We start from the raw sequence: 25,133 nt of genomic DNA on the forward strand, positions 1-25,133 counted from the left end.
GATATTCGTGCAGACCCACGAGATCCGACGGCGTTTCCTGGACCACTTCGTCCGTGCCGGCCACACCGAGGTACCCAGTGCCTCGTTGATCCTGCCGGACCCGAACCTGCTGTTCGTCAATGCGGGCATGGTGCAGTTCAAGCCGTATTTCCTGGGCCAGGAGGCGCCGCCGTTCGCGCGCGCGACCAGCGTGCAGAAATGCGTGCGCACCGGCGATATCGAAGAGGTCGGCGTCACCACCCGCCACAACACCTTCTTCCAGATGGCGGGCAACTTCTCCTTCGGTGACTACTTCAAGGAAGGTGCCATCACCTTCGCCTGGGAGCTGATCAGCAAGTCTCAGGAGGAAGGCGGATTCGGGTTCGATCCGGAGCGGATCTGGGTCACCGCCTACGAGAGCGATCCCGAGGCCGCCGAGATCTGGCATCGCGTCGCCGGAATCCCGACCGAGCGCATCCAGTTCCGCGACGGCAAGGACAACTACTGGGATATGGGCGTGCCCGGTCCCGGCGGGCCGTGCTCGGAGATCTACTACGACCGCGGACCCGAATACGGCGCCGAGGGCGGCCCGGTCGCCGACGAGGATCGCTACCTCGAGATCTGGAATCTCGTGTTCATGCAGGACATCCGCGGCGAGCAGAGCCCCAAGCTGGGCTATCCGCCGGTGGGGTCGCTGCCGAAGAAGAACATCGATACCGGTATGGGCATCGAACGCGTGGCGATGCTGCTGCAGGGCGTCGACAACGTCTACGAAACCGATCTGCTGCGGCCCATCATCTCCAAGGCCGAGGAGCTGACCGGTAAGAGCTATGGCGTCGAACACGCCGACGACGTGCGCTTCCGCGTCATCGCCGACCACGCCCGCACCTCGGCGATGCTGATCGCCGACGGCGTCAACCCCGGCAACGACGGCCGCGGCTACGTGCTGCGCCGGCTGCTGCGCCGGATCGTGCGCTCGGCCCGGCTGCTGGGTGCCGAGAAGCCGGTGATCGGCGAATTCATGAAGGTCGTCAGCGATCTCATGTCGCCCTCGTACCCGGAACTGGCCACCGACTTCACCCGCATCGAGACCGTCGCCGTCGGTGAGGAGACCGCCTTCCTCAAGACGCTGAGCACCGGGTCGAAACTGTTCGACGACGCGGTCGCCGAGGTGAAGGCCACCGGCGGGCGCACCATCGCGGGCAGTGAGGCGTTCACCCTGCACGACACCTACGGCTTCCCGATCGACCTGACCCTGGAGATGGCCGCCGAGGCCGGGCTCGAGGTCGACGAGTCGGGATTCCGCACGCTGATGGCCGAGCAGCGGCAGCGAGCCAAGGACGACGCGCAGGCGCGCAAACACGCCCACGCCGACCTGTCGATCTACAAGGAGCTGGTCGACCGGGGCGCCACCGAATTCACCGGATTCGACGAACTGGCCACCGAGGCACGGGTTCTCGCCCTCATCGCCGACGGTGTGCGGGTCCCCACCGCGACCGCCGGGCAGGATGTCGAGGTCATCCTCGATCGCAGCCCGCTCTATGCCGAATCCGGTGGTCAGATCGCCGACCGCGGCAGCCTCACCGCCTCGGGTACGGAACTGCGCGTCAACGACGTGCAGAAGATCGCCAAGAAGCTGTGGGTGCACAAAACCACCGTCGAGCGCGGGCAGATCACCGAGGGCGATGCCGTACTCGCGCAGGTCGATCCGGCATGGCGGCGCGGCGCCACCCAGGGCCACTCCGGCACGCACATGGTGCATGCCGCGCTGCGACAGGTGCTGGGCCCCAACGCCGTTCAGGCCGGTTCGCTGAACAAGCCCGGATATCTGCGGTTCGACTTCAACTGGCAGGGCCAGCTCTCGGAGTCGCAGAAGGCCGATATCGAGGCCGTGTCCAACGATGCGGTGGGTTCGGACTTCCCGGTGAACACTTTCGTCACCGATCTGCCCAAGGCCAAGGCGATGGGCGCGCTGGCGCTGTTCGGCGAGAACTACGGGTCCGAGGTGCGGGTCGTCGAGATCGGCGGGCCGTTCTCGATGGAACTGTGCGGTGGCACCCACGTCGAGCATTCGTCGCAGATCGGGCCGATCACACTGCTCGGCGAATCGTCGGTCGGTTCCGGTGTGCGCCGCGTGGAGGCGTTCGTCGGGCTGGATTCCTACAAGTATCTGGCCAAGGAGCGGGCCCTGCTGGCCGGTGTGGCAGCCTCGCTGAAGGTGCCCTCCGAGGATGTGCCGGCCCGGGTCGAGCAACTGGTGGAGCGGCTGAAGGTCGCCGAGAAGGAACTCGAGCGCACCAAGGCAGCGGCCGTACTGTCGCAGGCCGGTACCTACGTCGAGCAGGCCCAGCGGGTCGGCAAGGTGCTGCTGGTCGCGGCCGCGGCCCCGAAGGGCGTGGGCGCGGGCGATCTGCGGACGCTGGCCACCGATATCCGAGGCCGATTCGGCAGTGAACCGGCGGTGGTCGTGCTGCTCGGCAATGCCGACGGCAAGGTGCCGTTCGTGGTCGCGGTGAACAAGCCCGCCCAGGAACTCGGTGTGAAGGCCGGCGATCTGGTCGGCAGCTTCGGTCCGAGTATCGCGGGCCGCGGCGGCGGTAAGCCGGAGATGGCACAGGGCGCCGGCTCGGATCCGTCCGGTATCGAGGCCGGCCTGGCCGGCGTGCGCGCGCGGGTGGCCGAGATCGCCGCCTGATGGACAATTCCGAGAATTCGGAGCCCGCGGAACCGGAGCCGTCCCGATCGGGGGCGGCTCCGGAAGCCGGGGCCGCCCGGCCGGACGACATCCCGGCCGAACGCCCCAGCGCGCAAACCGATCCCGGTCGCGGCCGGCGGATCGGCATCGACGTGGGAACCGTGCGCATCGGAGTGGCCGCCAGTGACCCGGATGGGATCCTGGCGACGCCGGTGGAGACGGTCCCGACCGTCAAGGGTGGAAAACGAGGTCCGGCAACCGATCTGATCCGGGTAGCCGAGATTGTGCGGGAATACGAGGCGGTCGAGGTAATCGTCGGTCTACCACGCACATTACGCGGGGCCAGTGGCTCGTCCGCACAGTTGGCCGCCCGGTTCGCGCGACGTTTGCGGGACATGATTCCTGGTGTGCCGATACGACTTTCCGACGAACGTTTGACTACGGTGTCAGCTGCACGTGCATTGCGGGACAGTGGAGTTCGCGCGCGCGGCCGGCGGCAGGTGATCGACCAGGCGGCCGCCGTGTCGATCCTGCAAGGGTGGTTGGACGAACGGAGTGCGGTGTTGAACTCGGCCGGTGCAGACGAGGCCAGGTGGTCGGATGAGTGACCGCTGGTCCCGGGCCGGAGAACGCTCGCGCCGGCGCGCCGACGAGCAACAGCGGCGCTACCGGCGCGGTGGTGCGCACCGTAGCGCCACCGACGAGTGGGACGACTACGAGGACGACGACACCGCCGTCATTCCGCGCTACGTCGACGAAGACGAACCGGCCGCGCGCTACGCCGAGCCCGCCGCCGGATACGACGCTCGTTATGACCACGAGCTCGCCGACGCCGGATACCCGGATCCTGATTACGCCGACCCGGACTACGCCGACGACTACGCCGAACCGGAGTACGAGCGGACCGGCCGCAGCGGCCATCGGTATCGCCGCGACGAATACGACTCCGAGACCGATATCGAACCGATCGCCGACGAGGAGCCGGAACCGGCGACCGCCGCCAGTCGCGGCACCCGGGCCGGCGCGGCCTCACTGCGGGAGGCGCAGCGGGGGAGTCGCCGCGGTGCCGCCAAGTCCGCGGGGGGACAGAAGGCGCGCGGCGCGGGCCGGCCGGCCCGGTCGGGCTCGTCCGGTGGGCGCGGTCGCCGCACTCGCGTGGCCTCCCGTAAGGCGGCCGAGCGGCAGCGCCGGCGGCGGAATCTGGTCGTTCTGGGCTGCGTATTCGTCGTCCTGTTCGTGGTGGCCGGTGGCTACGCCGGATACAAGTTCATCCGCTCCATGGGCGGACCCGAGGATTTCGACGGATCGCCCGGCCCGCTGGCCGTGGTCCAGGTGCACACCGGTGACACCGCCGAACAGATCGCGCAGACCATGGTCGAGAAGGGGGTCGTGCGCAGCAGCGGGGCCTTCTATCAAGCGGCCGTGCGCAATTCGGGCATCACGTCGGTGCAGCCGGGCTATTACGCGGTGCCGACGCACAGCAAGGGCATCGACGCGGTCGCGGCCCTGCTGAAGAAGAATTCCCGGGTGGGCAATGTGGTGGTCTCCGAAGGGCGGCGGCTGCACGACTCCACCGATGTGAACACCGGCGCCCGCAACGAGGGCATCTACCGCAAGATCGCCGACGCCAGTTGCGTCGGGACCGGTGCGGACAAGAAATGCGTCACCTACGAACAACTCGATGCCGCCGGCGCCACCGCCGACGCGACCGCCCTGGGCGTTCCGGCCTGGGCCGTCGACGCCGTGCGCAAGGTTCCCGATCGCACCCGCCAGCTCGAAGGGATGATCGCCGCCGGCACGTGGGATTTCGATCCGTCCGGCACGCCCGAGCAGATTCTGGCGCAGCTGGTGAGCGAGAGCGCCGCCGGCTACGAGACGACCGGCTTGTTGCAGTCGGGGGCGACGAACAAACTCAACCCCTACCAGACGCTGATCGCGGCTTCGCTGGTCGAGCGGGAGGCGCTGCCGCAGGACATGTCGAAGGTGGCCCGGGTGATCGTGAACCGGCTCGCGGTCGATCAGCCGCTGCAGCTCGATTCCACGGTCAACTACACCCTCGACCGCACCGAGGTCGCCACCACGGACGCCGACCGCGCCCGCAAGACTCCGTGGAACACCTACGCCATGCCGGGACTGCCGGCCACACCGATCTCCTCACCGTCGCTGGATGCCATGCGCGCGGTGGAGAATCCGGCGCCGGGACCGTGGCTGTACTTCGTCACCGTCGACAAGCAGGGCACCACCATGTTCGCCGAAAGCTACAGCGAACATCTGCGCAATATCCAACGCGCCCAGCAGAGCGGAATTCTCGACAGTGGCCGATAACGGGACGGGGTCGCCGGAACCGGGACGCAGGGCCGCGGTGCTGGGCAGCCCGATCGCGCATTCGCGGTCACCGCAACTGCATCTGGCCGCCTATCGGGCGCTGGGCCTGGACTGGACCTATGAGCGCATCGAATGCACCGGCGAGCAACTGCCCGGCCTCGTCGACGGGCTGGATTCGGATTGGGTCGGGCTGTCGGTGACGATGCCCGGCAAGGTCGCGGCCCTGAACTACGCCGGCGAACGGACCGAGCGTGCCGTCCTGGTCGGCTCCGCCAACACCCTGGTGCGCACGGCCGGTGGGTGGCGAGCCGATTGCACCGATGTGGACGGCGTGCGAGGCGCGTTGCAGGGCGGCGGCGTCGAATCGGTGCGCCGCTCGGTCGTGCTCGGGGCGGGCGGTACCGCGCGACCGGCGCTGCTGGCGCTGTCGGAACTCGGCGCCGAGACGGTCACCGTGGTCGCGCGCGACGCCGACCGGGCCGAGCCGACCCTCGCCCTGGCGCGGCAGCTCGGGATGGCGACGGAGTTCTCCGATTTCGACGCCGATCGGGTGCGCGCGGCGTGTGCGCGCGCCGACGCGGTGGTCAGTTCGGTGCCTGCCGCCGGTGCGGCGGTGGTGGCCGACGCGGTCGCGGCGGCGCCGGTGGTGCTCGACGCCATCTACGACCCGTGGCCGACGCCGCTGGCTACGGCCGTGCGGCGTGCGGGACATACCGTCATCAGCGGATTGCAGATGCTGCTGAATCAGGCCTACGGCCAGGTCGAACAGTTCACCGGACGGCCCGCGCCGCGAGCGGCGATGGCAGCGGCTCTGGATCTTCGTGACTTCTAGAACGGGTTCCAATTCGATGACGTCACAACACAGGCTAAGGTGATCGACATGAATTCGTGGGTGTTGCGCGCCATAGTCCTCGGTGCGCTGACCGTCGTACTGCGAACCCTGCTGGGTTTCGGCATGATCTACTCGCCGACCAACGGCTCGTGGATGCGCATCCTGTGCTTGGTCGTGCTGGTCGTCGCGGGCGTGGCCTGGGGGCTGATCGACGGTCGCAGTGATCGGCGGGCCAATCCCGATCCGGAGCGCGGCGGCGCCGACCTCACCATGCGCTGGCTGAAGGCCGGCGTGGTCGGTGGTGTGGGCAGCGGGCTGGTGGCGTGGCTGCTGGATTTCGTGCCGAAGTTCGATCTCGGCGACAACGGTCTGCTGTTCGAGTTGACCGCCGGTGCCTCGTTCATCGTGCTGATGATCTTCATTCCGGCGATGGTCGGCGTGGCGATCGGCCGTTTCCTGGTGGGCCGGGATCGGCGCAAGAGCGAATCCTCGGTGCCTCCGGCGGCGGCCTCCCCGGCCTGATCGGCTCATCCGGGCCGCGGATCGTCTCCGCGGCCCGGATTTTCGTGTCCTAGAGCAGAATTCCGCCGGCGGGGCTGCCCTCGCGGGCGATGGTCGCGTAGGCCGCGGCCAGCAGCGACGGGTCGGGACCTTCCAGGCGGCCGGGTTTGGCCAGACCGTCGAGAACCACGAATCGGAGAATGCCCGAGCGGGTCTTCTTGTCGGTCTGCATGCTTTCCAGCAGCTGCGGCAGTGCGTCGGCGTCATAGGTGGTCGGCAGGCCGACGCTCTCCAGGATCGCGCGATGGCGATCGGCGGTGGCATCGTCGAGGCGACCGGCCAGCCGGCCGAGTTCGGCCGCGAAGACCAGACCGACCGACACCGCCGCACCGTGGCGCCACCGGTAGCGTTCCCGGCGTTCGATCGCGTGGCCGAGGGTGTGGCCGTAGTTGAGGATTTCGCGCAGGCTCGCCTCCTTGAGGTCGGCGGCCACCACATCGGCCTTCACCTGGATCGCGCGGCGCACCAACTCCGGCAGCACGTCGCCCTTCGGGTCCAGGGCGGCGGCGGGGTCGCGTTCGATCAGATCGAGGATGACCGGATCGGCGATGAATCCGGCCTTGATGATCTCGGCCATCCCGGCGACGATCTCGTTGGGCGGCACCGTTTCGAGGGTCACCAGATCCACCAGCACGGCCGACGGCTCGTGGAAGCAGCCGACCAGGTTCTTGCCGGCCTCGGTGTTGATTCCGGTCTTGCCTCCGACCGCCGCGTCGACCATCGCGAGCAGTGTGGTCGGCACGTGGACGACCTTCACACCACGCATCCAGGTGGCGGCGACGAACCCGGCCAGATCGGTGGCCGCACCGCCGCCGAGGCTGATCACGACGTCCTGCCGGGTCAGGCCGATACGGCCGAGCACCTCCCAGCAGAAGCCTGCGACCGGGAGATCCTTACCGGCCTCGGCATCCGGAATCTCGATGCGATGTGCGTCGAGGGTGTCACCGTGCGGGCCGACGGCCTGCTCGGCGAGCGCGTGCCGCACCACCTCAGCGGTCTCGGTCAGCGGCGGCTGATGGAAGATCGCCACCGTCCGCACTCCGGGATGGCGGGCGACCTGCTCGACCAGTTCGCCGAGCAGCCCCCGGCCGATGATCACCGGATACGGATCGGCGGTACGGACCTCGATGCGGGTGGGCTCGCTCATGTGTGCTGCTCCGATTCCTCTAGTGCTCGTCGTGTGCGTGCCCGGCGGGCGCGGGCGCGCCGGGACCGACCGGCCCCGGGCGCCGCGTCGTGCGCGGTCTGCGCGGTGTCACCCGCGAGACGTGCGGCGGGCGAAGGTGTTTCGCCGGCTGCGTGTGCCGGCCGTGTCTCCGGGCCGGAGCGGACCGGTCGCGCGGGTTCCGGATGCGGTGCCGCGGCCGCGCCGGGGTCGTGGCTCGCCGCGGGCGGGCCGGCGGCGCGGGTGGCGGTGCGTCGGACCCGCCCTGGCCGTGTATTCGGCTGTGTGGCAGGGGGTTTCGCAGCCCCGCCGCCTGCCGCCGGTTCCAGGGTGACCGTGGGCCGGTCCGGGGCCGGTCCGATGGGCACCGCCTCGGGCGGGGTGCCGGTCCGGTTGCGGGAGTGCCGCCGGCCGCCGCGGCGGGAACGCCGCGCCCGGCGCCGCGGCTGGGTGCGGTCCGTCTCGGGCGAATCCGTCTGTGCGGCTTCGGTTTCGCCGGATGCGGCGGTGGGCTGGGTGGCGTCGGCCGCGGCGCGCGTGCGGCGACGGAGCCCCCGGGAACGGGAGCGGCGAGTGCCGGTGGGTTCGGCGCTCGTCGAATCCTGTTGCGGCGCGGGGGTTTCGGTCGGTTCGATGCCGAGTTTGGCCAGAATGGCACGGACGACGCGGCCCGGGCTGCGGCCGTCGGTGCGAATCCGGATGGAGGCCACCTCGCGATAGAGCGGGCGCCGTACGCGCATCAGTTCGCGATATTTCGCGCTCGGATCGTCGCCGTTGAGCAGCGGCCGATTCGTCGACGCCCCGGTCCGGCGCAGTCCTTCGGACACGCTGATCTCCAGGTACACCACCGTGCGCCCGCGCAACAACTCCCGCGTCGCCGCGGACAGGATCGCACCGCCACCGAGGGAGACGACGCCGTGTTCGGCGAGGATCGCGCGGCGTACGACGCGTTCCTCGATCCGCCGGAATTCCGGTTCTCCATCGGTGGCGAAGATGTCGGGGATGCTGCGACCGGTGTCCTGTTCGATCCCGGCGTCGGTGTCGTAGAGCGAGACGCCGAGTTCGCGGGCGAGTTTGCGCCCGATCGTGGACTTACCGGCACCGGGCGGGCCGATGAGGACCACGCTGGGCCGGCTGGGGTCGCTGCGAACGATCACGACGGCTGTCCCGGGCGCCGGACCCGGGCGGTGCCGCGCGCGGGATCAGCCATTCATGCCTCCGACGCCACGACGCCCGGGATGTGCGGGCGGGTCTGGACACGCTTCTGGTACGTCGTGAGGTTGTCGACGGTCTCGGCGAGGGAATCGCCGCCGAACTTCTCCAGGACGGCCTGCGCCACCACGAGCGCGACCATGGCCTCGGCGACGACACCGGCGGCGGGCACGGCACAGACGTCGGAGCGCTGATGGATGGCCACGGCCTCGTCACCGGTGGCCATATCCACGGTGGACAGTGCGCGCGGAACGGTGGAGATGGGCTTCATCGCCGCGCGCACGCGCAGGGCTTCGCCGTTGGTCATACCGCCCTCGAGGCCGCCGGCGCGGTTGGTGGAGCGCAGCACCCCGTCGGGGCCGGGACGCATTTCGTCGTGGGCGGCGCTGCCGCGACGGCGTGCGGTCTCGAATCCGTCGCCGACCTCGACACCCTTGATGGCCTGAATGCCCATCAGGGCCGCGGCCAGCCGCGAATCCAGGCGCTGCTCGCCGCTGACGAACGACCCCAACCCGACCGGCAGTCCGGTGACCACGACCTCGACGACGCCGCCGAGGGTGTCGCCGTCCTTCTTGGCGGCCTCGATCTCGGCGATCATCGCGGTTTCGGCTTCGGGATCGAATGCGCGGACCGGGCTGGCGTCCACGGCCTCGAGATCGGCGGCGGTGGGCACGAAACCCGGGCGGGCCGCCGCGGTGCCGATCGAGACCACATGGGAGACGACGTCGACGCCGAGCGCCTGGCGCAGGAACTGCCGGGCCACCGTGCCCGCGGCGACCCGGGCGGCCGTTTCGCGGGCGCTGGCGCGTTCGAGCACATTGCGGGCGTCGTCGAAGCCGTACTTGAGCATCCCCGAGTAGTCGGCGTGGCCGGGACGGGGACGCGTCAGCGGAGCGTTGCGGGCCAGTTCGGCCAGTTCGGCCTCGTCGACGGGGTCGGCGGCCATGACCTCGGTCCACTTCGGCCACTCGGAATTGGCGATCTCGATCGCGACCGGGCCGCCCATGGTGCGGCCGTGGCGGATACCGCCGATCACGGTGACCTTGTCGGCCTCGAACTTCATCCGCGCGCCGCGCCCGTAGCCCAGTCGCCGTCGCGCCAGTTGCGCGGCGATATCGGCCGAGGTCACCTCGACACCGGCCACCATCCCCTCGACGATGGCGACAAGAGCGGGACCATGAGACTCACCAGCAGTAATCCAGCGCAACACGACCTCCATCTTTCCACGTCACAACGGTTCCCCGGACATCGGTGTCCGCGCGGCTACACCGTGGGCCACAGTGCCGCAACGGTAGCCAGGCACATCGCGGGCCCGTGCGGCACGGTGATCGAGGCGCCGAACACGCCCCGACGACGGTCCGGATCGCCGGGCGCGGCAGGGCGGCCGCCGGGAGGCGCGGGCCCGATCGCGGCGCCCTTCCGGACGCGCGCGAACAGCCTGCCGCCGGCACCGGACTCGCCGGCGGCGCGAGCGGCCACACCTGCCGCGAGCAGCACGCCGACCCCGGCCGAGGCGGTCAGCAGAGGCGCGCCGATCGCGGCCCACACCCAGCAGGACGGCCCGCCGCACGCCGCGGCCGCACCGGTGCCGAGTGCCAATTTCACATCCCCGGCCCCGCACGCCGCCGGAGCGATCAGATGCGTCAGCAGATACGGCACGGCGAGCAGTAGCGCACCGGCGATCGCGGCGGTGGCACGGCCGGTCGAGGCCGCGAACATCGGCACGACCGCCGCACCCGGCAGGGTGAGTACGTCGGGCAGGCGCCTGGTCCGGATATCGATCACGCTGAGCGCAACACCCCAGACGATCAGGGCGAGGTAGGCGGCGGTGGTCATGGCAGCCATCGTCTCTCGTCGGCGAGGGGCCACCCTGCCCGCGAACCTGAAATGTGGACAACCGCAACAGTTGTGAACACCCGATGGGTAACACCGGCTCGCCGCCGGTCGCGGCCGTGGGGCGCGGGAGACGGCGTGACGGCCTCGCAACACGACAGCGGTAGCGTGGCAGCCATGTCTGCTGATGACGGTGCCCGGCGTCCCGACCACGCTGCGCGTCGGGCCGGGTTGCGAGACCTGTTGGTGGAGAACGGGGTCGATGCCCTGCTGGTGACCGATCTGGTGAATATCCGGTACCTGACCGGCTTCACCGGCTCCAACGCCGCCCTGCTGGTGCACTCCTGGGACGGCAGCCAGGTGGGCGAGGACGGGGAGCGGACCGTCATCTGCACCGACGGCCGCTATCTCACCCAGGTCGGCGAACAGGTGCCCGACGTGCGCGCCGAGATCGCGCGCGCCAGTGCGCGGCGGTTGGTCGAACTGGCCGGGGAATGGCAGATCGGCCGCGTCGGCTTCGAAAGCCACGTCGTGACGGTCGACCAGCACCGCGGCTTCGTCGAGCAGGGCAGCGGGCTCCAATTCGTGCCCGCGCCCGGGCTGGTCGAGCAATTGCGCACGGTCAAGGACGACTACGAGGTCGAGCAGCTGCGCACGGCGTGTGCGGCCGCCGACGCCGCGCTGGCCACCCTTCTCGAGCGCGGGGGGCTGCGCCCGGGCCGCACCGAGCGCCAGGTCGCGCGTGAGCTGGAATGGCTGATGTTCGAGCACGGCGCCGACGCGATCGCGTTCGAGACCATCGTCGCCGCCGGCTCCAATTCCGCAGTGCCGCATCATCGCCCGACCGGGGCGATCCTGGCCGCCGGCGATTTCGTGAAGCTCGATTTCGGCGCGGTGGTCGGCGGCTACCACTCGGATATGACGCGCACGCTGGTCCTCGGCGAGCCGACCGATTGGCAGCGCGAGATCTATCAGCTCGTGCACGAGGCACAGCGGGCCGGCCGTGAGGCGCTGAAGCCGGGTGCGTCGTGTGCGGCGGTCGATGCCGCGGCCCGCTCGGTGATCGAGTCGGCGGGGCACGGCGACCTGTTCGTGCACGGCCTCGGGCACGGTGTCGGACTGCAGATCCACGAAGCGCCTCCGGTCGCCAAAACCGCGACCGGTACACTTCTGGATGGCGTGGCGGTGACCGTCGAGCCAGGTGTGTATTTCCCCGGCCGCGGCGGAGTTCGCATCGAGGACACGCTCGTGGTTCGTGCGGGGGGTCCGGAATTGCTCACCCACACCACCAAAGACCTCACCGTGGTCGACTGACCCCGGCTGCCCCACCGGGCCGGGCCCTACGGCCCGGCCTACAGAACGTCGAACAGTACTAACAAGGAGATCCGAGGACAGTGGCGGACACCAGCGACTTCAAGAACGGCCTCGTGCTGAAGATCGACGGTCAGCTCCAGCAGATCATCGAATTCCAGCATGTCAAGCCGGGTAAAGGTCCCGCGTTCGTGCGGACCAAGCTGAAGAACGTGCTGTCCGGCAAGGTGGTCGACAAGACGTTCAACGCCGGCGTGAAGGTGGAGACCGCCACCGTGGACCGCCGGGACATGACCTACCTGTACCACGACGGGTCGGACTACATCTTCATGGACGGCGAGACCTTCGACCAGATCGGCATCGACGAGCGGACCATCGGCAAGGGCGCCGGCTTCCTGCTGGAGAACATGACCGTGCAGGTCGCCACCCACGAGGGCGCGCCGCTGTACGTCGAGCTCCCGGTCACGGTCGAACTCGAGGTCACCCACACCGAGCCCGGCCTGCAGGGCGACCGCTCCAGCGCCGGCACCAAGCCCGCGACCCTGGAGACCGGTGCCGAGGTGCAGGTGCCGCTGTTCATCAACGTCGGCGACAAGCTGAAGATCGACTCGCGCGACGGCGGCTACCTGGGCCGGGTCAACGCCTGATCCTGGCGGATCCACCGGCCCGGCGCCGGACCATGGGCGGCGCGCGCGTATCGGCTTTCCGGTATCACACGCGCCGCCGTCGACACTGCGAACGGGATAATGGTGATCGTGGCTGATCAGCCCGTGGACAAGAAGTCCACCCACAAGAAACTCGGAGCCCGGCACAAGGCCCGCCGCCGGGCCGTGGATCTGCTCTTCGAGGCCGAGGCGCGTGACGTCGACCCGGCCGATCTGGTCGTGGAGCGTCTGGACCTGGCCGGTCGCGACGAACAGGTCGCCCCGGTGAATCCCTACACCCGTACCCTCGTCGAAGGCGTCGCCGACGATCTGGACCGGGTCGACGGCACCATCGAGTCCTACCTGCAGGACTGGACCCTGGGCCGATTGCCCGCGGTGGACCGCGCCATTCTGCGGGTGGCGGTGTGGGAGTTGTTCCACGCCAACGACGTTCCGCCCGTGGTGGCGGTCGACGAGGCCGTCGAGCTGGCGAAGGAACTGTCGACCGACGATTCGCCCGCGTTCGTCAACGGCGTGCTCGGCCGCATCGTGTCGCTGGCCGACCAGGTACGCGCCGCCGCGGCCGCGACCCGCCGCGACGGCGGGGCGTGATGATCAAATATCTCGTTCTCGCGATGCGCACGCCGGCCTGGTCCGACGCGGTCATCGAACCGCACCGCGAATGGCTGGCCGAGGTGCGCGCGCGAGGTCGGCTGGATTGCACCGGCCGCTTCACCGACGGCAGCGGCGGGGCATATGTGGTGCTGGCCGAAAATTCGTCGGCAGCAAGGGAATTGGTGTGGACCGATCCCATTCACACCACCGGCGCCTCCGAGTTGACGATCCACGAATGGGAGATCACGGGCTGAGTCATGCTCTCGCGCCCCTGAATTCGGACAAACCCGCTAAATTTCCCGGATCCCCGCCGGGCCCGCATACTGTTCCGGTCACTTGACCTAGAAAAGGTGGAACGGATGCGGTTCAATTCGGCGACAGCGCGCGCGGCGCTGCGTCTCGCCCCGGCGATCGTCGCGGCGGTAACCCTGGCCACGACCGGTTGCTCGGCGGTGGAAAAGGGTGTCGACAAGGGGGTTCAGGTCGCCAAGGATCACAACAAATCCGATACCGCCCGCGCGAAGGTCGGTGACTGCATCAACGTGATCAACGCCTCGGCCGTCGATTCCGATACCGAACCGGTCACCTGCGCCTCCGACAAGGCCGTCTACAAGGTCGCGCAGGTGCACAACGACAAGGTCGACTGTGGCGCCGATTTCACCTCGTACGAGGAAACTCTCAATGGCGGCACGCTGGCGTATCTGTGCCTGGCGCCTAATTTCAAGGCGGGTCTGTGCTACGCGGATTCGCCGCTCAGTGGCTACAAGTACGCCGACTGCACATCCTCGGAGGCGAGCTTCCGTGTCGCCCAGCGCATCGACGGGCAATCCGACGACACGCTGTGCGGCCCGGAGTCCGACAGTGTGATCACACTGTCGGATCCGCAGACGACATTCTGTCTGGCGCAACCGAAGTGAGCTGGCTCGTGCGCTCAGGCGGTCGCGGGTCGTAGCACGATCGTGCCGAAGGTCGCGCGCTCGTCGACTCGCCGATGCGCCTCGGCCGCATCCGCCAGCGGTAGGACGCTGTCGATCAGCACGGTGAGGTCACCGGCGGCGGCGAGTTCGAGTGCCGCCGCCCGCTTCGCCGCCACCCCGGCCAGCCACCGCGGTCCGGAGCAGCCGGTGAAGGTGAGTCCGCGCATGATCAGATCCATGGTCGTGACCTGGGCGGGGGCGCCGGCCAGCCAGCCGTAGCCGAGCATCCGGCCCCGCAGTGGGGTCATCAGATCGAGGACGGCCGCCGCGCTCTCGCCGCCGATCGAGTCGAAAACCACGTCGACAGTGGCGTTTTCGAGGCGTTCGCCGAGATGCCGCGGCCAGTCCGGATCGCGATGGTCGACGACCGTGTGCGCACCGAGTTCGCGGGCACGCTCTGTTTTGGCCGCCCCGCCGGCGGTGGCGATGATGTGCGCGGCGCCGGATCGGGCCGCCAACTGGGTGAGATAACCGCCGATGCCGGTGGCCGCGGCCTCGATCAGGACGGTTTCGGTACCGGTGAGTGCCGCGGCCTCCAGCAGGGCGAGGGCCACCGATCCGCTCATCGCGACCGCCGCGGCGGCATCGCTCGCCAGTCCGTCCGGGATGCGGACCGCGGATTCGGCGGGGGCGCACATCCACTCGGCGTAGCTGCCGAAGTCGTTGCGCGCCACCAGGACCCGATGCCCTTTCCATTCCGGGTCGACGTCGCCTGCGACGGCGGTGACGACGCCGACCGCCTGGGTTCCGAACACCGTGGGCGTCGGCGTCGGTGTCGGGTACATGCCCGACCGCAACATCGTCTCCGGATACAGCACCGGGACCGCCTCCACTCGGATCAGCACCTCGCCGGGCTGGGGGGTGGGCTCGTCCACGTCGCGCACGACGAGGACCTCCGGTCCGCCGACCCCGGTCATTACGATTGCCTGCATATCGACCTCATAACTTGACTAACGGTCCAGATATTCCGGGAAGAATATGGACCGTTGGTCAAGTTTGTCAACGGGACTGGAGTGCACAGTGGCGCAGCAGCGCAGAGAACGAGCCGATGCGGCGCGCAACCGCCGTGCGATCCTCGATGCGACTCGGGCGCTGCTGGCCGAGGGTGGGGCCGAGGCCGTGACCATGGACCGAGTGGCGGCCACGGCGGGAGTCGGCAAAGGCACGGTGTTTCATCGTTTCGGCTCGCGCGCCGGGCTGTTGCACGCGATGGTCGCCGAACCGGCCGAAACGCTGCGGGCGGCGATCACCGACGGGCCGCCTCCGCTGGGCCCGGGCGCGCCGGCGGGGGAGCGGCTGCTCGCCTTCTTCGACGCGATGGCCGCGATGGTCGCCGACAACGTCGAACTGATGGTCGCCGCCTACCGCAGCGTGCCCCCGCATCCGCGCACCTCCGAATTCCACGCCACGTGGGCGGAACACATCACGAAGCTGCTGACCGAGGCGCGTCCGGACCTCGACGCCGAGGCGGTCGGCCACCTGCTGTTCGGCATGCTGGGCAGCGATTACGCCCTCGCCGCGGTGCGTGCGGGCGAAAGTACGAGATTGCGAGCGGCCGTGCGGCAGGTGGTGCTGGCCGTAGTCAGCCCGTGAGCAGAACGCCGCCCACCGCACCCGCGGTCGCGACCACCGCCAGCGCCAGCCCGGTGCAGACGAACCGCACCGGCGGCACCCGGACCGCATGGGAGCGGCAGAACTCCAGGCACAGCAGCGTCGCCAGCGAGGCCCACGGGGTGGCGATCGCGCCCACATTCGTCCCGATCAGCAAGGACAGCAGCTGGTTTCGGTGCTCGGGCGGTATCACCGCCTCACCCGCCGTGTAGGCGGGCAGGTTGTTGACGATATTCGACAGTCCGAGGCCCGCCCCGGCCGCGCGGTAGGCCCCGGCCGCACCGGAATCCGTGCCGATCAGCGCGGCCATCAGATCCGAGAGTCCGTACCGGCCCAGAGTCGGGATGACCAGGAACAACCCGATCACGAAGATCAGCAGCTGCCACGGGATCAGCGACGGCCGCAGCGCATCGCGGTCGAACACGGCGAATCCGGCGATGGCGAGGACGGCCGCCGCGAGTGCGGCATAGCCGATGTGGTCGCCGACGAACGGAATCGCCAGGACGAACAGCGCGCAGGCGCCGCCGGCCGTCGCGAACAGCGCCCGTTCCCGTGCATTTTCCAGCCGGATCGGCGGCGGTGCCACGTAGCGATCGGTGCCGCGGCGGCCGCGCCGCCAATACCAGATCCACAGGGCCGCCATGGTCGCGGCGAGCGAGATCACCTGGGGCAGCCACATTCTGGCCGCGAATCCGGTGGCATCGAGTCCGATGCGGTCGGCGGCGAGCAGATTGGTCAGGTTGGACACCGGCAGCAGCAGGCTCGCGGTATTCGCCAGCCACAACGTCGTCATGGCCAGCGGCAACGGTGGAATCCGCGCGGGCCGGGCCAAGGCCAGCATGACCGGTGTCAGCAGGACCGCCGTGGTGTCGAGGTTGAGCACCATCGTCGTCACGGCCGCGAAGCCGACGCAGAGCACGAACAGCGCCGGATAGCGCCCTCGGCCGGCGATCGCGATCCGATGGGCGATCACGTCGAAAACCTGTGCGCGCCGGGCCAGATGGGCCAGCACGATCACGCTGCCCAGAAACAGCAGCAGTGGTCCGATCCGGCGCATATTCGCCTCGGCGTCGGCGCGCGGCAGCCATCCGGTCAGCACGCACAGGACTCCGGCCGCGAGGACGGCGATGCGGATCCAGTCCAGCACACGCGGTGCGGAGGCTTCCTCCGGCTCCGGGTCGCGCACGTTGCGCTCGGGCGCCACCGGTTCGGACATCGGGCCATCATCGCACCACGGCGCACGCCGGCGCGTGCCGGTCCGCTCGCGTCCGGCGGGGCGGTTCACGACGCGGGAGTGGCGATCCAACCGGCCACGATCACCAGCCCGGTGGGCCGATGGACGCCGAGGAAGCCGAAGGGACGGTCGAAGTTCACCGCGATCATCAGCGCAGCGGCCGGCGCCGGCGGCATGCCGGTCGGTTCCATGAGGACCGCGGTGACGGCCGCCGCCGCGAAACCGTCGGCGGTGAACCGGGCGCAGACGTCCTGGGCGGCTGCTGTTACCCGCAGCGGGATCGGTGAGAGGCCGGGGAACGGGTTGTCCGCGACGGTGGTCGCCGCGGTCAGGCCGAACAGCTCCGGCGCGAGCAGCAGGTCGTGGGTGGATCGAACCGCGAAGGGCGGCACCTGGATTCGCAGGGTGTCGGATACAGCGGTCACCTGCCGGACCTCGAGCCCGGGAGCTGCGGTGCCGAGGGCGGGCCGGCGCGTCTCCACCGAACCGTCGAGGGCCCCCAGCCCTGCCTCCAGCACCGCCGGGGCCGTGACACCGTCCTCGCCGAGCAGCAGATGCACATCCAGATCGGACGCGCCGCGCACCACCACGCGCGAGACGGGTGTGCCGGCCCGCAGCACGGCGGCGTCGCCGAGGTCGGTGCTGTACCGCGCGAGAGCGGGCCCGCGGTGGCCCCGCCACGGACCGCTCGACGGTTCCAGCACATCGGCGTGGAAGCTCTGCCGCCACGCCGTGCGGGCGACGACGGCGGTGGCCAGTGCGCATGCGGTCGCCGCGTCGATCCGGGCCGGGAAACGGTCGATCAGGCCGTCGGTATGGCGACGCGCCCAGTCGTCGAGCCCGGCCGGACCGCGCAGCGCGCCGACCGTCCCCGGCGGCAGGGAACGGATCCACTCCTCGCGCAGCGCGATATCGTCGCGCACCCACACTCCGAGTGCCGCGCGCACCGATTCGGCGGCCTCGATCCGGCGCAGCAGGGTGATCGCGGCGTCGTGGGCGGATGCCGCGGGAATGCCTGCCGCCGCGGTGAGTTCGCCGCGGGCCGGCTCGCCGGCCGTCGCGGCCAGGAGTGCGAGCAGCGGCCAGATGCCACAGCCGGACAGTACGAAATCCTCGGAACCAGCTGCGGCGCACCACTTTCCGGTGAGGTCGTTGGCGGCGGCCACATCGGGTGCGAGGCTCGGGTGCATGGGCGAAAGCCTACCGACGGGCACCGACGGCAGTGCGCCCCTGCCGGGGTGTACGTGGGCGGCAGGGGCGCGTCCGGAACTGATCGCCCGGACGATCGGCCGAAAACCGATCTGCCCACGAGTCTGGTTCCTCAACCGCACTCGAGGTCCAGCCTCGGGCGCGTGGTCTGCGTCACGCCCGCGGAAACAGTGGCCGAAACTACGTCTTCGTGGCCGAACGTGTTGAGGTGTCCCGGCCGGTGTGTGTCATCCTTCCGAGGCGGAACGGTCCGCGAGAGGTCCAGGAGGTAGGGATGGCTGGTGCCGGTACGGCCCGTCTGGCGGAACTTCGCGCGGGTCGCATGACCCCGGAGCAGGCGTGGCAGCTGTACGACAGCCTGCCGGAGGTCGCGGTCACCGAGATCACCACCGGCCGCTGGACCGGCGACGAACTGGACACCGGACATCCGTGGGCCGGTGTGCTCGTCGAATCCGGCTGGTACGGAAAGCAGTTCGACTCTCCGGACGACGTGCAGCCGCTGCTGTTCGCCGGGCCGGACGGCCGGGTCTTTCCGGTCGACCCCCGCCGGGTGCCGCTGGGGCTGGCCGGAACCCTGCCGGCGGCGGCATTCCGGGCGGCGCGGCGCATGCTGCCGGCGTTACGCCCGCTGCTGCGGACCCGTACCGCTCGTGCGCGCCTGCGCGAGATCGAATTCCGCGGCAAGGTCAGCGCGGCCATGATCTACGACCACCTGCCCATCGTCGACATCTTCCGTCGCGTCGACGAGGACACCCTGCTCGGTGTGATGGATATGCGCGGGCTGAGCGACCCGTACTTCTTCATCCTGCGCCGCGACCGCTCCTGACCGCTCAGTCGTCCCCGGCGGCGAGGATCACGTCGAAGCGGGCGTCGGCGGTGTCGAGCTGTTCGAGAATGTGCTGCTTGACATGCGGTGCCAGCGGCGTGTCCGGGCGGGTGATCAGTTCGCGGTAGACCGCGGTGAGCGGCCGGTATTTGGTGGCGAGTTTCGACATGACGGCCTGTTCGTCGGCATAGAGGATGCCGACACCGTTGTCGGTGAAGTCGGAGATCTTCACCACCCGGGCCCACGGATCGCGGTCCAGGCTCGCGGCGACGTGGTCGCGATATCGGATATGCCGGTCCTCGTCCGAGTCGTGAGCCGGATTGGTCACCGCCGCAACGAGATTCGATACGCGTTCGCCGAACCGCCGGGTCAGCACCGCGAGTGCCGCCGGTGTGGAGTCCCCGTCCGGATCATGCTCACCGCGGAGAGCGACCAGGTCGGCGGCGTGATCCTCGACCGCATCGTGCAGCAGTCCCGCGAGCACCAGATCGGTGTCGTGCACCTCGTAGTGGCTCACGATGCGGATCGCCACTCGCAGTAGATGATTCAGATACGGCTCGCGGCCGTAATTATCGTCGCGATGCAGGTCGGCCACGAATTCCAGTGCCGTGTCGACCCGTTCGGGATCGGCCAGTTTGCGCTGCGACTCGAGCAGCAGCCGCTGCCGCAGCCCTTCCTCGCCGTGCACATCGCTGAGTGTGTGCAACGGCATGGCCGCCAGAATTCCCGCCCCGATGAACTCCATCCGCCCAATCTAGCGGGCCACGGTGACAATCCGCCGTCGCCGGGTTGTCAGCGAACCCCGCGCGGACGGAATTGAATGCTGATCCGCGGACCCACCGGCCGCCGCGTCTTCGGCACCGCATGTTCCCAGGTGCGCTGGCAGGAGCCGCCCATCACGAGAAGATCGCCGTGCCCGACGTGATAGCGGATGCTCGCGCCGCCGCCGCGCGGACGCAGCAGCAGGGCCCGCGGCGCACCGATGGACAGGATCGCGACCATGGTGTCGTGGGTGGAACCGCGGCCACCGGTATCGCCGTGCCAGGCGACGCTGTCCTCGCCGTCGCGGTAGTAACACAGACCGGCCGTGCGGAACGGTTCGCCGAGTTCCGGGCCGTAATGGCTGCTCAGCGCGGCGCGGGCGTCCTCCAGGATCGGATCCGGCCAGGGCTCGTTCTCGCCGTAATGCCGCAGCAGACGCGGCACGTCGACCACGCGGTCGTACATCGGGCGGCGGTCGGCTCGCCACGGCACGCGAGTGGCCAGCCGCTCGAACAGTTCGTCGGCCCCGTGCAACCATCCCGGCAGCAGGTCGACCCACGCGCCCTCGGTCAGCTGGGTGCGGCGCACGCCGTCCAACGGCCCCAGTTCGATATCGCCGAAGCCGTCGAACAGCGATCTCTGCAGCGGTGTCGACATGCGTTCGAATCTACGTTCTATCGAACATATGTTCAAGCATCGGACGTGCCGGTGTCCGGCGCCTGTGCCGAAGCATCACATCTGTCACTTCGGCAGCACATCTGTCACCGGCGTCTGTGGTGGGCGGCCAAGCGGTGGTTTGGGGTGGGCATCGGCGTAGGCGGCTATCACGGAGCGAAGACCTGGTGAGCAGGAGTTTCGGGCGCGCAGGAAGAGCCTTTTCCAGAGTTGGCCGGTGGGGTCGTTTTGAACCATTTCATCGATCGCGGCTGCGGTTTCTGCTTGGTTCGCGTTGGCCAGGAGACGGGAGGCAGTGGTCAGGAGCTGCGCCGCATGGTTTGGCCGCCAGCGGAGGTCGGTTCTTGGTGGAGGGGTGTCGCCCGTTGGGACGTGGACGTTGGGGCGTTCTTTCGATGTGCTCGTCGACGATTTCCGCGAGAGTAGTCGTGGGTGCTAGGCGCGGGCGGTGGGCCAGGTGGTGCTGATGAGTTCGGTGAGCATGTGCAGGTCGGTGAAGACAAGGGGTGCCAGAGGTGTGTGGTGGGGTCTTGGAAGAACACTGTTCGGGCGTCGCGTGGATCGTGGCGGATCACGTAGCGGCGCTTGTGTTTCCCGCCCCGATTCGAGAGAACGTTGCGTAGGGGTCCAAAGCGGCGCCGTCGTAGTGCAGGCCGCGGATCTTCACCCCGCGTTTGGGGTCGATGCCGACGTGGTGGACCGGCAGCAGTTGGTAGTAGAGGTCCGGGGATGGGATGGCCATTGCGAAACCGCCTTGGGTCATTGCGGCAGCGAACAAGGTGTTGGGGCAGTGGTCGCCGCTCGGATCCCAGGATGGCGACCCGCCGGTTAGCCCCCTTGAACGTCGCCGACCCAACTTCAACTACCGGTCGTAGTAGACACCGCACGGTCCCCTTTGTAGCATCCTCACGAGTCCGGCAGTGGCGGACAAGGGGCGCTCAAGGCGATCTCGAATCGCTTTGGAGGAGAACAGAAGGGGCGGCGGACGGGCATGAACAGCACGTCAATTTATTCGACAACACCGGCGGGGCTCAGCAGAAGCGGTGCGGGGGAGCCGCTGCTCTTGGTGCATGGGTTCACGCTGACTTGGCATTGCTGGGGCGGCGTGATCGATAGCTTGTCGAGTGAGTTCGACATTCTCGCGCCGACTCTGCCATTCCATTGGGGAGGACCGGCCGGTGACCGGCCACTGACCGTCGCCGCAGGGGCTGATCATCTTGAAGCGCTAATGGATGAGACCGGCTGGGAGACTGCGCATATCGCCGGTCATTCCTTGGGCGGTTGGCTGGCGCTCGAGCTCGCCAGGCGCGGCCGGGCGCGCAGCGTGACCGCCGTAGCCTCAGCGGGATTGTGGCAGCGCGGCAGCCGCCACGCCGAACGACTCCGGCGAAAGTTCCAAGTCATGTCCTACCTCGCACCGATGTCCCGCGGTTTCTCGAACCCGACCCTGGCCGCCATCGGCAAAGCCACCACGATGCGTGCCATGTGCCACCGCCCAGGACGCGTCGCACCCGACCTGGCTTCGATCGCCCTGCAATCGGCCGGACACTGCACCGCACGCGACATCAACGCGATCTGGCCCACCGACACGGCTCTGGAGATCATCGACCAGATCACCCCGCCGGTCACGATCGTCTTCAGCGCACGCGACCGCGTGATTCCACCGTCTCGATACGGCGCGCAATTGGTCACCCCCACCGCAAACCGGCGAGTGTGCATGCTGACCGATGTAGGACACGTACCGATGCTCGAGGTCCCCAGCAAGGTAGCTACCGAAATCCGGCGCACCGCAACCGTCAACTGACCTGCGCCTTGTGACACCAATACTGCGAACTCGGTGACAGATAGCCTGCCTCACCACGACGGTATGTCGACGTCACACCGATTGCCTGTGACAGATATGCAGCTGCGGCACAGCGCCGATCCGGGCGGCCCGGATCAGCTCAGGTGCGCACGCACGAAATCGACCACCGCGTCGGAGAATTCGTCGTTGACATCACTGGCGGCGGTATGCGCGGCACCGGTGATCTCGACGTACTCCATCTGCGGCACCAGCGCGCGGAAGTCGGCGACACCCTGTTCGCTGACCACGTCCGACAGTCGTCCGCGCACCAGCAGCACCGGGATCTCGAGCGCGCGAGCGGCATCCTCGAGGTCGCTGGTCTGCAGTTCGATGTCCTCGGGCCGGCTCGACATCATCGCCGGATCCCAGTGCCAATACCAGCGCCCGTCCTCGCGCAGCCGCAGATTGCGCCGCAGGCCCTCGGGGTTGCGGGGCCGGCGGCGGTGGGGCAGATATTCGGCCACCGCATCGGCGGCTTCCTCCAGGGAGGCGAAGCCCTCGGGATGGCCGCCGAGGAAGTTCATCACCCGTTCCACGCCCTTGTGTTCCGGGCGCGGCACCACATCGACCAGAACGAGTCCGGCGATGCGCTCACGGCCGGGGCGGGCGGTCGCCAGCAGTGCGGTCAATCCGCCCATGCTCGCGCCGACCACGATGGCGGGCCGGTCGAGTTCGGCGAGGATGTCCAGCAGGTCGGCGGTCATCGCCGTGCGCGAGTAGTCGCCGTCCGGCGCCCAGTCGCTCTCCCCGTGACCGCGGGCGTCCAGCAGGACGGCGTGCATCCCCACCTTCGCCAGCGCGGCGCCCGATTCCTTCCAGGAGTGCCGGGTCTGGCCGCCGCCGTGCAGGAAGACCGCCAGCGGGCCGTCGGCCGGCCCCCAGCTCTCCCCGGCCAGGGCGATGCCGCCGTGGCCGCGGAAGGTGATCCGGCGGGGCTCGGTGAAGTCGGCGTCGTTGCTCACCCTCCGAGCATCCCATATCCGGTTTACGCTGTATGAAACAGTCCCGGCCAACGGTTGTGGCGCCTGCGTGATGTGTCGGCATAGCCGCAGGTGGCGGGGCTCACAGCGGGACCCCCGCCGAGGGGAGGCCGGGGCGGCGCTGCTACGCTCAGGCATCGAAAAGACATCCTTTAACGGACCGTCCGGTGAGGCGGGGAAGGAGGTCGGCATGGCCGTGCCCGAAGAGCGCGGCGGCCGCGTCGCGCCCGAAGAACGGGCCGCCAGGTCGAGTGCTGCCGAATATTCGCAGCGGCACGACCCCGAGTGGGTCCGCGCCGGGCGTGAACTGTTGTCCGCCTCCGATGTCGGCCGGACCATCGCGCGTATGGCGCATCAGATCATCGAGAAGACCGCGCTGGATTCGTCGGATCCCGAGGCGCCCCGGGTGGTGCTGATCGGCATCCCGACCCGCGGCACCACCCTGGCCGCGCGGCTGACCGATCGCATCGAGGAATTCTCCGGCGTGCGTCCCGCGCTCGGTTCGCTCGACATCACGCTGTATCGCGACGACCTGCGCAACCGCCCGCATCGCCCGCTGGAACGGACCTCGGTCCCCGAGGGCGGCATCGACGACGCGCTGGTCGTTCTCGTCGACGACGTGCTGTTCTCCGGTCGCAGCGTGCGCTCGGCGCTGGACGGTCTGCGCGATCTGGGCCGCCCGCGGGCGGTGCAGCTGGCGGTGCTGGTCGATCGCGGGCACCGGGAGTTGCCGATCCGCGCCGACTACGTCGGCAAGAACGTGCCCACCTCGCGCAGTGAGGACGTGTCCGTCCTGCTCAGCGAACACGACGGTCACGACGGCGTCTATCTGCATCAGGGGGATGAGCGGTGAGGCATCTGCTCTCGGTCACCGACCTCGACCGCACCACCGCCACCGAACTCCTCGACGACGCCCAGCGCTTCGAACAGGCGCTGCTCGGCCGTGAGGTCCGCAAACTGCCCACCCTGCGCGGCCGCACCGTGATGACCGTGTTCTTCGAGAACTCCACCCGCACCCGGGTCTCGTTCGAGGTCGCGGGCAAATGGATGAGCGCCGATGTCATCAACGTCAGCGCCTCGAGTTCCTCGGTCTCGAAGGGCGAGTCGCTGCGCGATACCGCGCTGACCCTGCACGCCGCGGGCGCCGACGCGCTGATCGTGCGGCATCCGGCATCCGGGGCGGCTCATCAGATCGCCCGCTGGTTCGGCGAATTGGACACCGGTTCGGGCGGCTACACCGGAACCGGTCCCGCGATCGTCAACGCCGGCGACGGCACGCACGAACATCCCACCCAGGCCCTGCTGGACGCGCTGACGCTGCGGCAGCGACTGGGCGAGCTGGCGGGCAAGCGCATCGTGATCGTCGGCGACATCCTGCACAGCCGCGTCGCGCGGTCCAACGCCTTCCTGCTCGACACCCTCGGCGCCGAGGTGGTGCTGGTCGCGCCGCGCACCCTGTTGCCGGTCGGGGTCGAGCAGTGGCCGGTGCAGGTCTCGCATTCGCTCGACGCGGCGCTGCCCGGCGCGGACGCGGTGATGATGCTGCGGGTGCAGGCCGAGCGGATGAACGGCGGCTTCTTCCCGTCGGCCCGCGAATACTCCATCGCCTACGGACTGAACGAGCGGCGCATGGCCCTGCTCGACGACGACGCGGTCGTCCTGCATCCGGGTCCGATGCTGCGCGGTATGGAAATCGCCTCGGCGGTCGCCGATTCCCCGAAAGCCGCAGTGCTGCAACAGGTTACCAACGGTGTGCACATGCGCATGGCGGTGCTGTTCCGCCTGCTGGTCGGCGCGGGGGAGGCCGTCGCATGAGCATCGGCATGAGCATGAGCTTCTACGTG

Annotated in this window: 25 protein-coding genes and 1 pseudogene; 15 read left to right on the forward strand and 11 right to left on the reverse strand. The window is 69.1% G+C overall.

All coding sequences use genetic code 11. The annotated features are described in order from the left end of the window. Window positions 1-7: 7 nt before the first annotated feature. From alaS to IRT45_RS06515, 5 genes are read left to right on the forward strand one after another with little or no spacing between them, the layout of a single operon-like run. Window positions 8-2,674, forward strand: coding sequence for an alanine--tRNA ligase (alaS, locus tag IRT45_RS06495; protein WP_194804972.1), 2,667 nt, complete (start codon window positions 8-10; stop codon window positions 2,672-2,674). Then, window positions 2,674-3,282, forward strand: a complete 609-nt coding sequence (gene ruvX, locus IRT45_RS06500; RefSeq protein WP_194804973.1) for a Holliday junction resolvase RuvX — start codon at window positions 2,674-2,676, stop codon at window positions 3,280-3,282. The genes alaS and ruvX overlap by 1 nt, the downstream gene beginning before the upstream one ends. Further along, window positions 3,275-4,999 carry an endolytic transglycosylase MltG gene (mltG, locus tag IRT45_RS06505; protein WP_194804974.1) on the forward strand — a complete coding sequence of 575 codons (1,725 nt, stop codon included), beginning with the start codon at window positions 3,275-3,277 and terminating at the stop codon, window positions 4,997-4,999. Before ruvX ends, mltG begins: the two co-directional genes overlap by 8 nt. Then, the gene (locus tag IRT45_RS06510) at window positions 4,989-5,831 is read left to right on the forward strand and encodes a shikimate dehydrogenase (RefSeq protein WP_194804975.1); all 843 of its coding nucleotides are present in this window, start codon (window positions 4,989-4,991) and stop codon (window positions 5,829-5,831) included. Before mltG ends, IRT45_RS06510 begins: the two co-directional genes overlap by 11 nt. Before the next feature lie 48 nt (window positions 5,832-5,879). Then, window positions 5,880-6,353: a B-4DMT family transporter gene (locus tag IRT45_RS06515; protein WP_228533799.1), complete on the forward strand. Its 474-nt coding sequence runs from the start codon at window positions 5,880-5,882 to the stop codon at window positions 6,351-6,353. A 49-nt stretch (window positions 6,354-6,402) separates the two neighbouring features. On the opposite strand, the gene aroB is transcribed toward IRT45_RS06515, so the two are convergent. The 4 genes and pseudogenes from aroB to IRT45_RS06535 all read right to left on the reverse strand — a co-directional run bounded on the left by aroB (window position 6,403) and on the right by IRT45_RS06535 (window position 10,614). After that, window positions 6,403-7,539: a 3-dehydroquinate synthase gene (gene aroB / locus IRT45_RS06520; RefSeq protein WP_194804977.1), complete on the reverse strand. Its 1,137-nt coding sequence runs from the start codon at window positions 7,537-7,539 to the stop codon at window positions 6,403-6,405. Window positions 7,540-8,195: 656 nt separating this feature from the next. Further along, window positions 8,196-8,711, reverse strand: a pseudogene (locus IRT45_RS36710) (shikimate kinase); the annotation flags it as partial. 56 nt (window positions 8,712-8,767) lie between these two features. After that, window positions 8,768-9,988 (reverse strand): chorismate synthase, encoded by a 1,221-nt coding sequence (gene aroC, locus IRT45_RS06530; protein ID WP_084512986.1) that lies wholly within the window; start codon window positions 9,986-9,988, stop codon window positions 8,768-8,770. A gap of 44 nt (window positions 9,989-10,032) precedes the next feature. Next, on the reverse strand, window positions 10,033-10,614 hold the full coding sequence (locus tag IRT45_RS06535; RefSeq protein WP_228533801.1) for a prepilin peptidase: 582 nt from the start codon (window positions 10,612-10,614) through the stop codon (window positions 10,033-10,035). Between the two features lie 165 nt (window positions 10,615-10,779). Between IRT45_RS06535 and IRT45_RS06540 the strand changes: the two genes are divergently transcribed. The 5 genes from IRT45_RS06540 (at window position 10,780) to IRT45_RS06560 (ending at window position 14,089) form a co-directional block, all read left to right on the forward strand. Beyond that, on the forward strand, window positions 10,780-11,916 hold the full coding sequence (locus tag IRT45_RS06540) for a Xaa-Pro peptidase family protein (protein WP_194804979.1): 1,137 nt from the start codon (window positions 10,780-10,782) through the stop codon (window positions 11,914-11,916). 80 nt (window positions 11,917-11,996) lie between these two features. Next, window positions 11,997-12,560 (forward strand): elongation factor P, encoded by a 564-nt coding sequence (efp, locus tag IRT45_RS06545; protein WP_036502667.1) that lies wholly within the window; start codon window positions 11,997-11,999, stop codon window positions 12,558-12,560. 99 nt (window positions 12,561-12,659) lie between these two features. Further along, a complete protein-coding gene (gene nusB, locus IRT45_RS06550) occupies window positions 12,660-13,169 on the forward strand; it encodes a transcription antitermination factor NusB (protein ID WP_062997731.1) in 510 nt (169 codons plus the stop codon). After that, window positions 13,169-13,426, forward strand: coding sequence for a YciI family protein (locus IRT45_RS06555; protein ID WP_194804980.1), 258 nt, complete (start codon window positions 13,169-13,171; stop codon window positions 13,424-13,426). The genes nusB and IRT45_RS06555 overlap by 1 nt, the downstream gene beginning before the upstream one ends. Before the next feature lie 105 nt (window positions 13,427-13,531). Beyond that, on the forward strand, window positions 13,532-14,089 hold the full coding sequence (locus IRT45_RS06560) for a hypothetical protein (protein ID WP_194804981.1): 558 nt from the start codon (window positions 13,532-13,534) through the stop codon (window positions 14,087-14,089). A 14-nt stretch (window positions 14,090-14,103) separates the two neighbouring features. On the opposite strand, the gene IRT45_RS06565 is transcribed toward IRT45_RS06560, so the two are convergent. Next, on the reverse strand, window positions 14,104-15,081 hold the full coding sequence (locus tag IRT45_RS06565) for a zinc-binding dehydrogenase (RefSeq protein ID WP_194804982.1): 978 nt from the start codon (window positions 15,079-15,081) through the stop codon (window positions 14,104-14,106). An 88-nt stretch (window positions 15,082-15,169) separates the two neighbouring features. Here IRT45_RS06565 and IRT45_RS06570 point away from each other — a divergent pair, with 88 nt between their 5' ends. Beyond that, complete coding sequence (locus IRT45_RS06570; protein WP_309240818.1) at window positions 15,170-15,742, forward strand: helix-turn-helix domain-containing protein; 573 nt, start codon at window positions 15,170-15,172, stop codon at window positions 15,740-15,742. On the opposite strand, the gene IRT45_RS06575 is transcribed toward IRT45_RS06570, so the two are convergent. Both IRT45_RS06575 and IRT45_RS06580 read right to left on the reverse strand, forming a co-directional pair. Next, complete coding sequence (locus tag IRT45_RS06575; RefSeq protein WP_194804984.1) at window positions 15,732-16,976, reverse strand: SLC13 family permease; 1,245 nt, start codon at window positions 16,974-16,976, stop codon at window positions 15,732-15,734. The two genes, IRT45_RS06570 and IRT45_RS06575, sit on opposite strands and share 11 nt — an antisense overlap. Window positions 16,977-17,041: 65 nt before the next feature. Beyond that, window positions 17,042-18,184: a serpin family protein gene (locus tag IRT45_RS06580; protein WP_194804985.1), complete on the reverse strand. Its 1,143-nt coding sequence runs from the start codon at window positions 18,182-18,184 to the stop codon at window positions 17,042-17,044. 293 nt (window positions 18,185-18,477) lie between these two features. On the opposite strand from IRT45_RS06580, the gene IRT45_RS06585 reads away from it, so the two are divergent. Continuing rightward, complete coding sequence (locus tag IRT45_RS06585) at window positions 18,478-19,029, forward strand: DUF4334 domain-containing protein (protein ID WP_194804986.1); 552 nt, start codon at window positions 18,478-18,480, stop codon at window positions 19,027-19,029. Window positions 19,030-19,033: 4 nt separating this feature from the next. On the opposite strand, the gene IRT45_RS06590 is transcribed toward IRT45_RS06585, so the two are convergent. The 3 genes from IRT45_RS06590 to IRT45_RS06600 form a co-directional block, all read right to left on the reverse strand. Further along, a complete protein-coding gene (locus tag IRT45_RS06590) occupies window positions 19,034-19,774 on the reverse strand; it encodes an HD domain-containing protein (protein WP_194804987.1) in 741 nt (246 codons plus the stop codon). A 47-nt stretch (window positions 19,775-19,821) separates the two neighbouring features. Beyond that, window positions 19,822-20,448, reverse strand: coding sequence for an alpha-ketoglutarate-dependent dioxygenase AlkB (locus tag IRT45_RS06595; RefSeq protein ID WP_194804988.1), 627 nt, complete (start codon window positions 20,446-20,448; stop codon window positions 19,822-19,824). A 589-nt stretch (window positions 20,449-21,037) separates the two neighbouring features. Then, on the reverse strand, window positions 21,038-21,208 hold the full coding sequence (locus IRT45_RS06600) for a hypothetical protein (RefSeq protein ID WP_194804989.1): 171 nt from the start codon (window positions 21,206-21,208) through the stop codon (window positions 21,038-21,040). Between the two features lie 249 nt (window positions 21,209-21,457). On the opposite strand from IRT45_RS06600, the gene IRT45_RS06605 reads away from it, so the two are divergent. Beyond that, complete coding sequence (locus IRT45_RS06605; protein WP_194804990.1) at window positions 21,458-22,270, forward strand: alpha/beta fold hydrolase; 813 nt, start codon at window positions 21,458-21,460, stop codon at window positions 22,268-22,270. Between the two features lie 134 nt (window positions 22,271-22,404). Here IRT45_RS06605 and IRT45_RS06610 read toward each other — a convergent pair whose 3' ends face one another. After that, window positions 22,405-23,271 carry an alpha/beta hydrolase gene (locus IRT45_RS06610; protein WP_309240819.1) on the reverse strand — a complete coding sequence of 289 codons (867 nt, stop codon included), beginning with the start codon at window positions 23,269-23,271 and terminating at the stop codon, window positions 22,405-22,407. 208 nt (window positions 23,272-23,479) lie between these two features. On the opposite strand from IRT45_RS06610, the gene pyrR reads away from it, so the two are divergent. Beyond that, window positions 23,480-24,142, forward strand: a complete 663-nt coding sequence (gene pyrR, locus IRT45_RS06615) for a bifunctional pyr operon transcriptional regulator/uracil phosphoribosyltransferase PyrR (RefSeq protein ID WP_082856957.1) — start codon at window positions 23,480-23,482, stop codon at window positions 24,140-24,142. Then, a complete protein-coding gene (locus IRT45_RS06620; RefSeq protein WP_194804992.1) occupies window positions 24,139-25,104 on the forward strand; it encodes an aspartate carbamoyltransferase catalytic subunit in 966 nt (321 codons plus the stop codon). The genes pyrR and IRT45_RS06620 overlap by 4 nt, the downstream gene beginning before the upstream one ends. Window positions 25,105-25,133: the final 29 nt, after the last annotated feature.

The sequence above is a fragment of the Nocardia sp. BSTN01 genome, from assembly GCF_015354405.1.
GTDB lineage: Bacteria > Actinomycetota > Actinomycetes > Mycobacteriales > Mycobacteriaceae > Nocardia.

What these genes read in the sequence shown, in the direction of transcription:
- ruvX (WP_194804973.1), top strand. Translation starts at nt 2,674, where the DNA reads ATGGACAATTCCGAGAATTCGGAGCCCGCGGAACCGGAGCCGTCCCGA.
- mltG (WP_194804974.1), top strand. Translation starts at nt 3,275, where the DNA reads ATGAGTGACCGCTGGTCCCGGGCCGGAGAACGCTCGCGCCGGCGCGCC.
- IRT45_RS06515 (WP_228533799.1), top strand. Translation starts at nt 5,880, where the DNA reads ATGAATTCGTGGGTGTTGCGCGCCATAGTCCTCGGTGCGCTGACCGTC.
- aroB (WP_194804977.1), bottom strand. Translation starts at nt 7,539, where the DNA reads ATGAGCGAGCCCACCCGCATCGAGGTCCGTACCGCCGATCCGTATCCG.
- aroC (WP_084512986.1), bottom strand. Translation starts at nt 9,988, where the DNA reads ATGGAGGTCGTGTTGCGCTGGATTACTGCTGGTGAGTCTCATGGTCCC.
- IRT45_RS06535 (WP_228533801.1), bottom strand. Translation starts at nt 10,614, where the DNA reads ATGGCTGCCATGACCACCGCCGCCTACCTCGCCCTGATCGTCTGGGGT.
- IRT45_RS06540 (WP_194804979.1), top strand. Translation starts at nt 10,780, where the DNA reads ATGTCTGCTGATGACGGTGCCCGGCGTCCCGACCACGCTGCGCGTCGG.
- nusB (WP_062997731.1), top strand. Translation starts at nt 12,660, where the DNA reads ATGGTGATCGTGGCTGATCAGCCCGTGGACAAGAAGTCCACCCACAAG.
- IRT45_RS06555 (WP_194804980.1), top strand. Translation starts at nt 13,169, where the DNA reads ATGATCAAATATCTCGTTCTCGCGATGCGCACGCCGGCCTGGTCCGAC.
- IRT45_RS06560 (WP_194804981.1), top strand. Translation starts at nt 13,532, where the DNA reads ATGCGGTTCAATTCGGCGACAGCGCGCGCGGCGCTGCGTCTCGCCCCG.
- IRT45_RS06565 (WP_194804982.1), bottom strand. Translation starts at nt 15,081, where the DNA reads ATGCAGGCAATCGTAATGACCGGGGTCGGCGGACCGGAGGTCCTCGTC.
- IRT45_RS06575 (WP_194804984.1), bottom strand. Translation starts at nt 16,976, where the DNA reads ATGTCCGAACCGGTGGCGCCCGAGCGCAACGTGCGCGACCCGGAGCCG.
- IRT45_RS06580 (WP_194804985.1), bottom strand. Translation starts at nt 18,184, where the DNA reads ATGCACCCGAGCCTCGCACCCGATGTGGCCGCCGCCAACGACCTCACC.
- IRT45_RS06585 (WP_194804986.1), top strand. Translation starts at nt 18,478, where the DNA reads ATGGCTGGTGCCGGTACGGCCCGTCTGGCGGAACTTCGCGCGGGTCGC.
- IRT45_RS06590 (WP_194804987.1), bottom strand. Translation starts at nt 19,774, where the DNA reads ATGGAGTTCATCGGGGCGGGAATTCTGGCGGCCATGCCGTTGCACACA.
- IRT45_RS06595 (WP_194804988.1), bottom strand. Translation starts at nt 20,448, where the DNA reads ATGTCGACACCGCTGCAGAGATCGCTGTTCGACGGCTTCGGCGATATC.
- IRT45_RS06600 (WP_194804989.1), bottom strand. Translation starts at nt 21,208, where the DNA reads ATGGCCATCCCATCCCCGGACCTCTACTACCAACTGCTGCCGGTCCAC.
- IRT45_RS06605 (WP_194804990.1), top strand. Translation starts at nt 21,458, where the DNA reads ATGAACAGCACGTCAATTTATTCGACAACACCGGCGGGGCTCAGCAGA.
- pyrR (WP_082856957.1), top strand. Translation starts at nt 23,480, where the DNA reads ATGGCCGTGCCCGAAGAGCGCGGCGGCCGCGTCGCGCCCGAAGAACGG.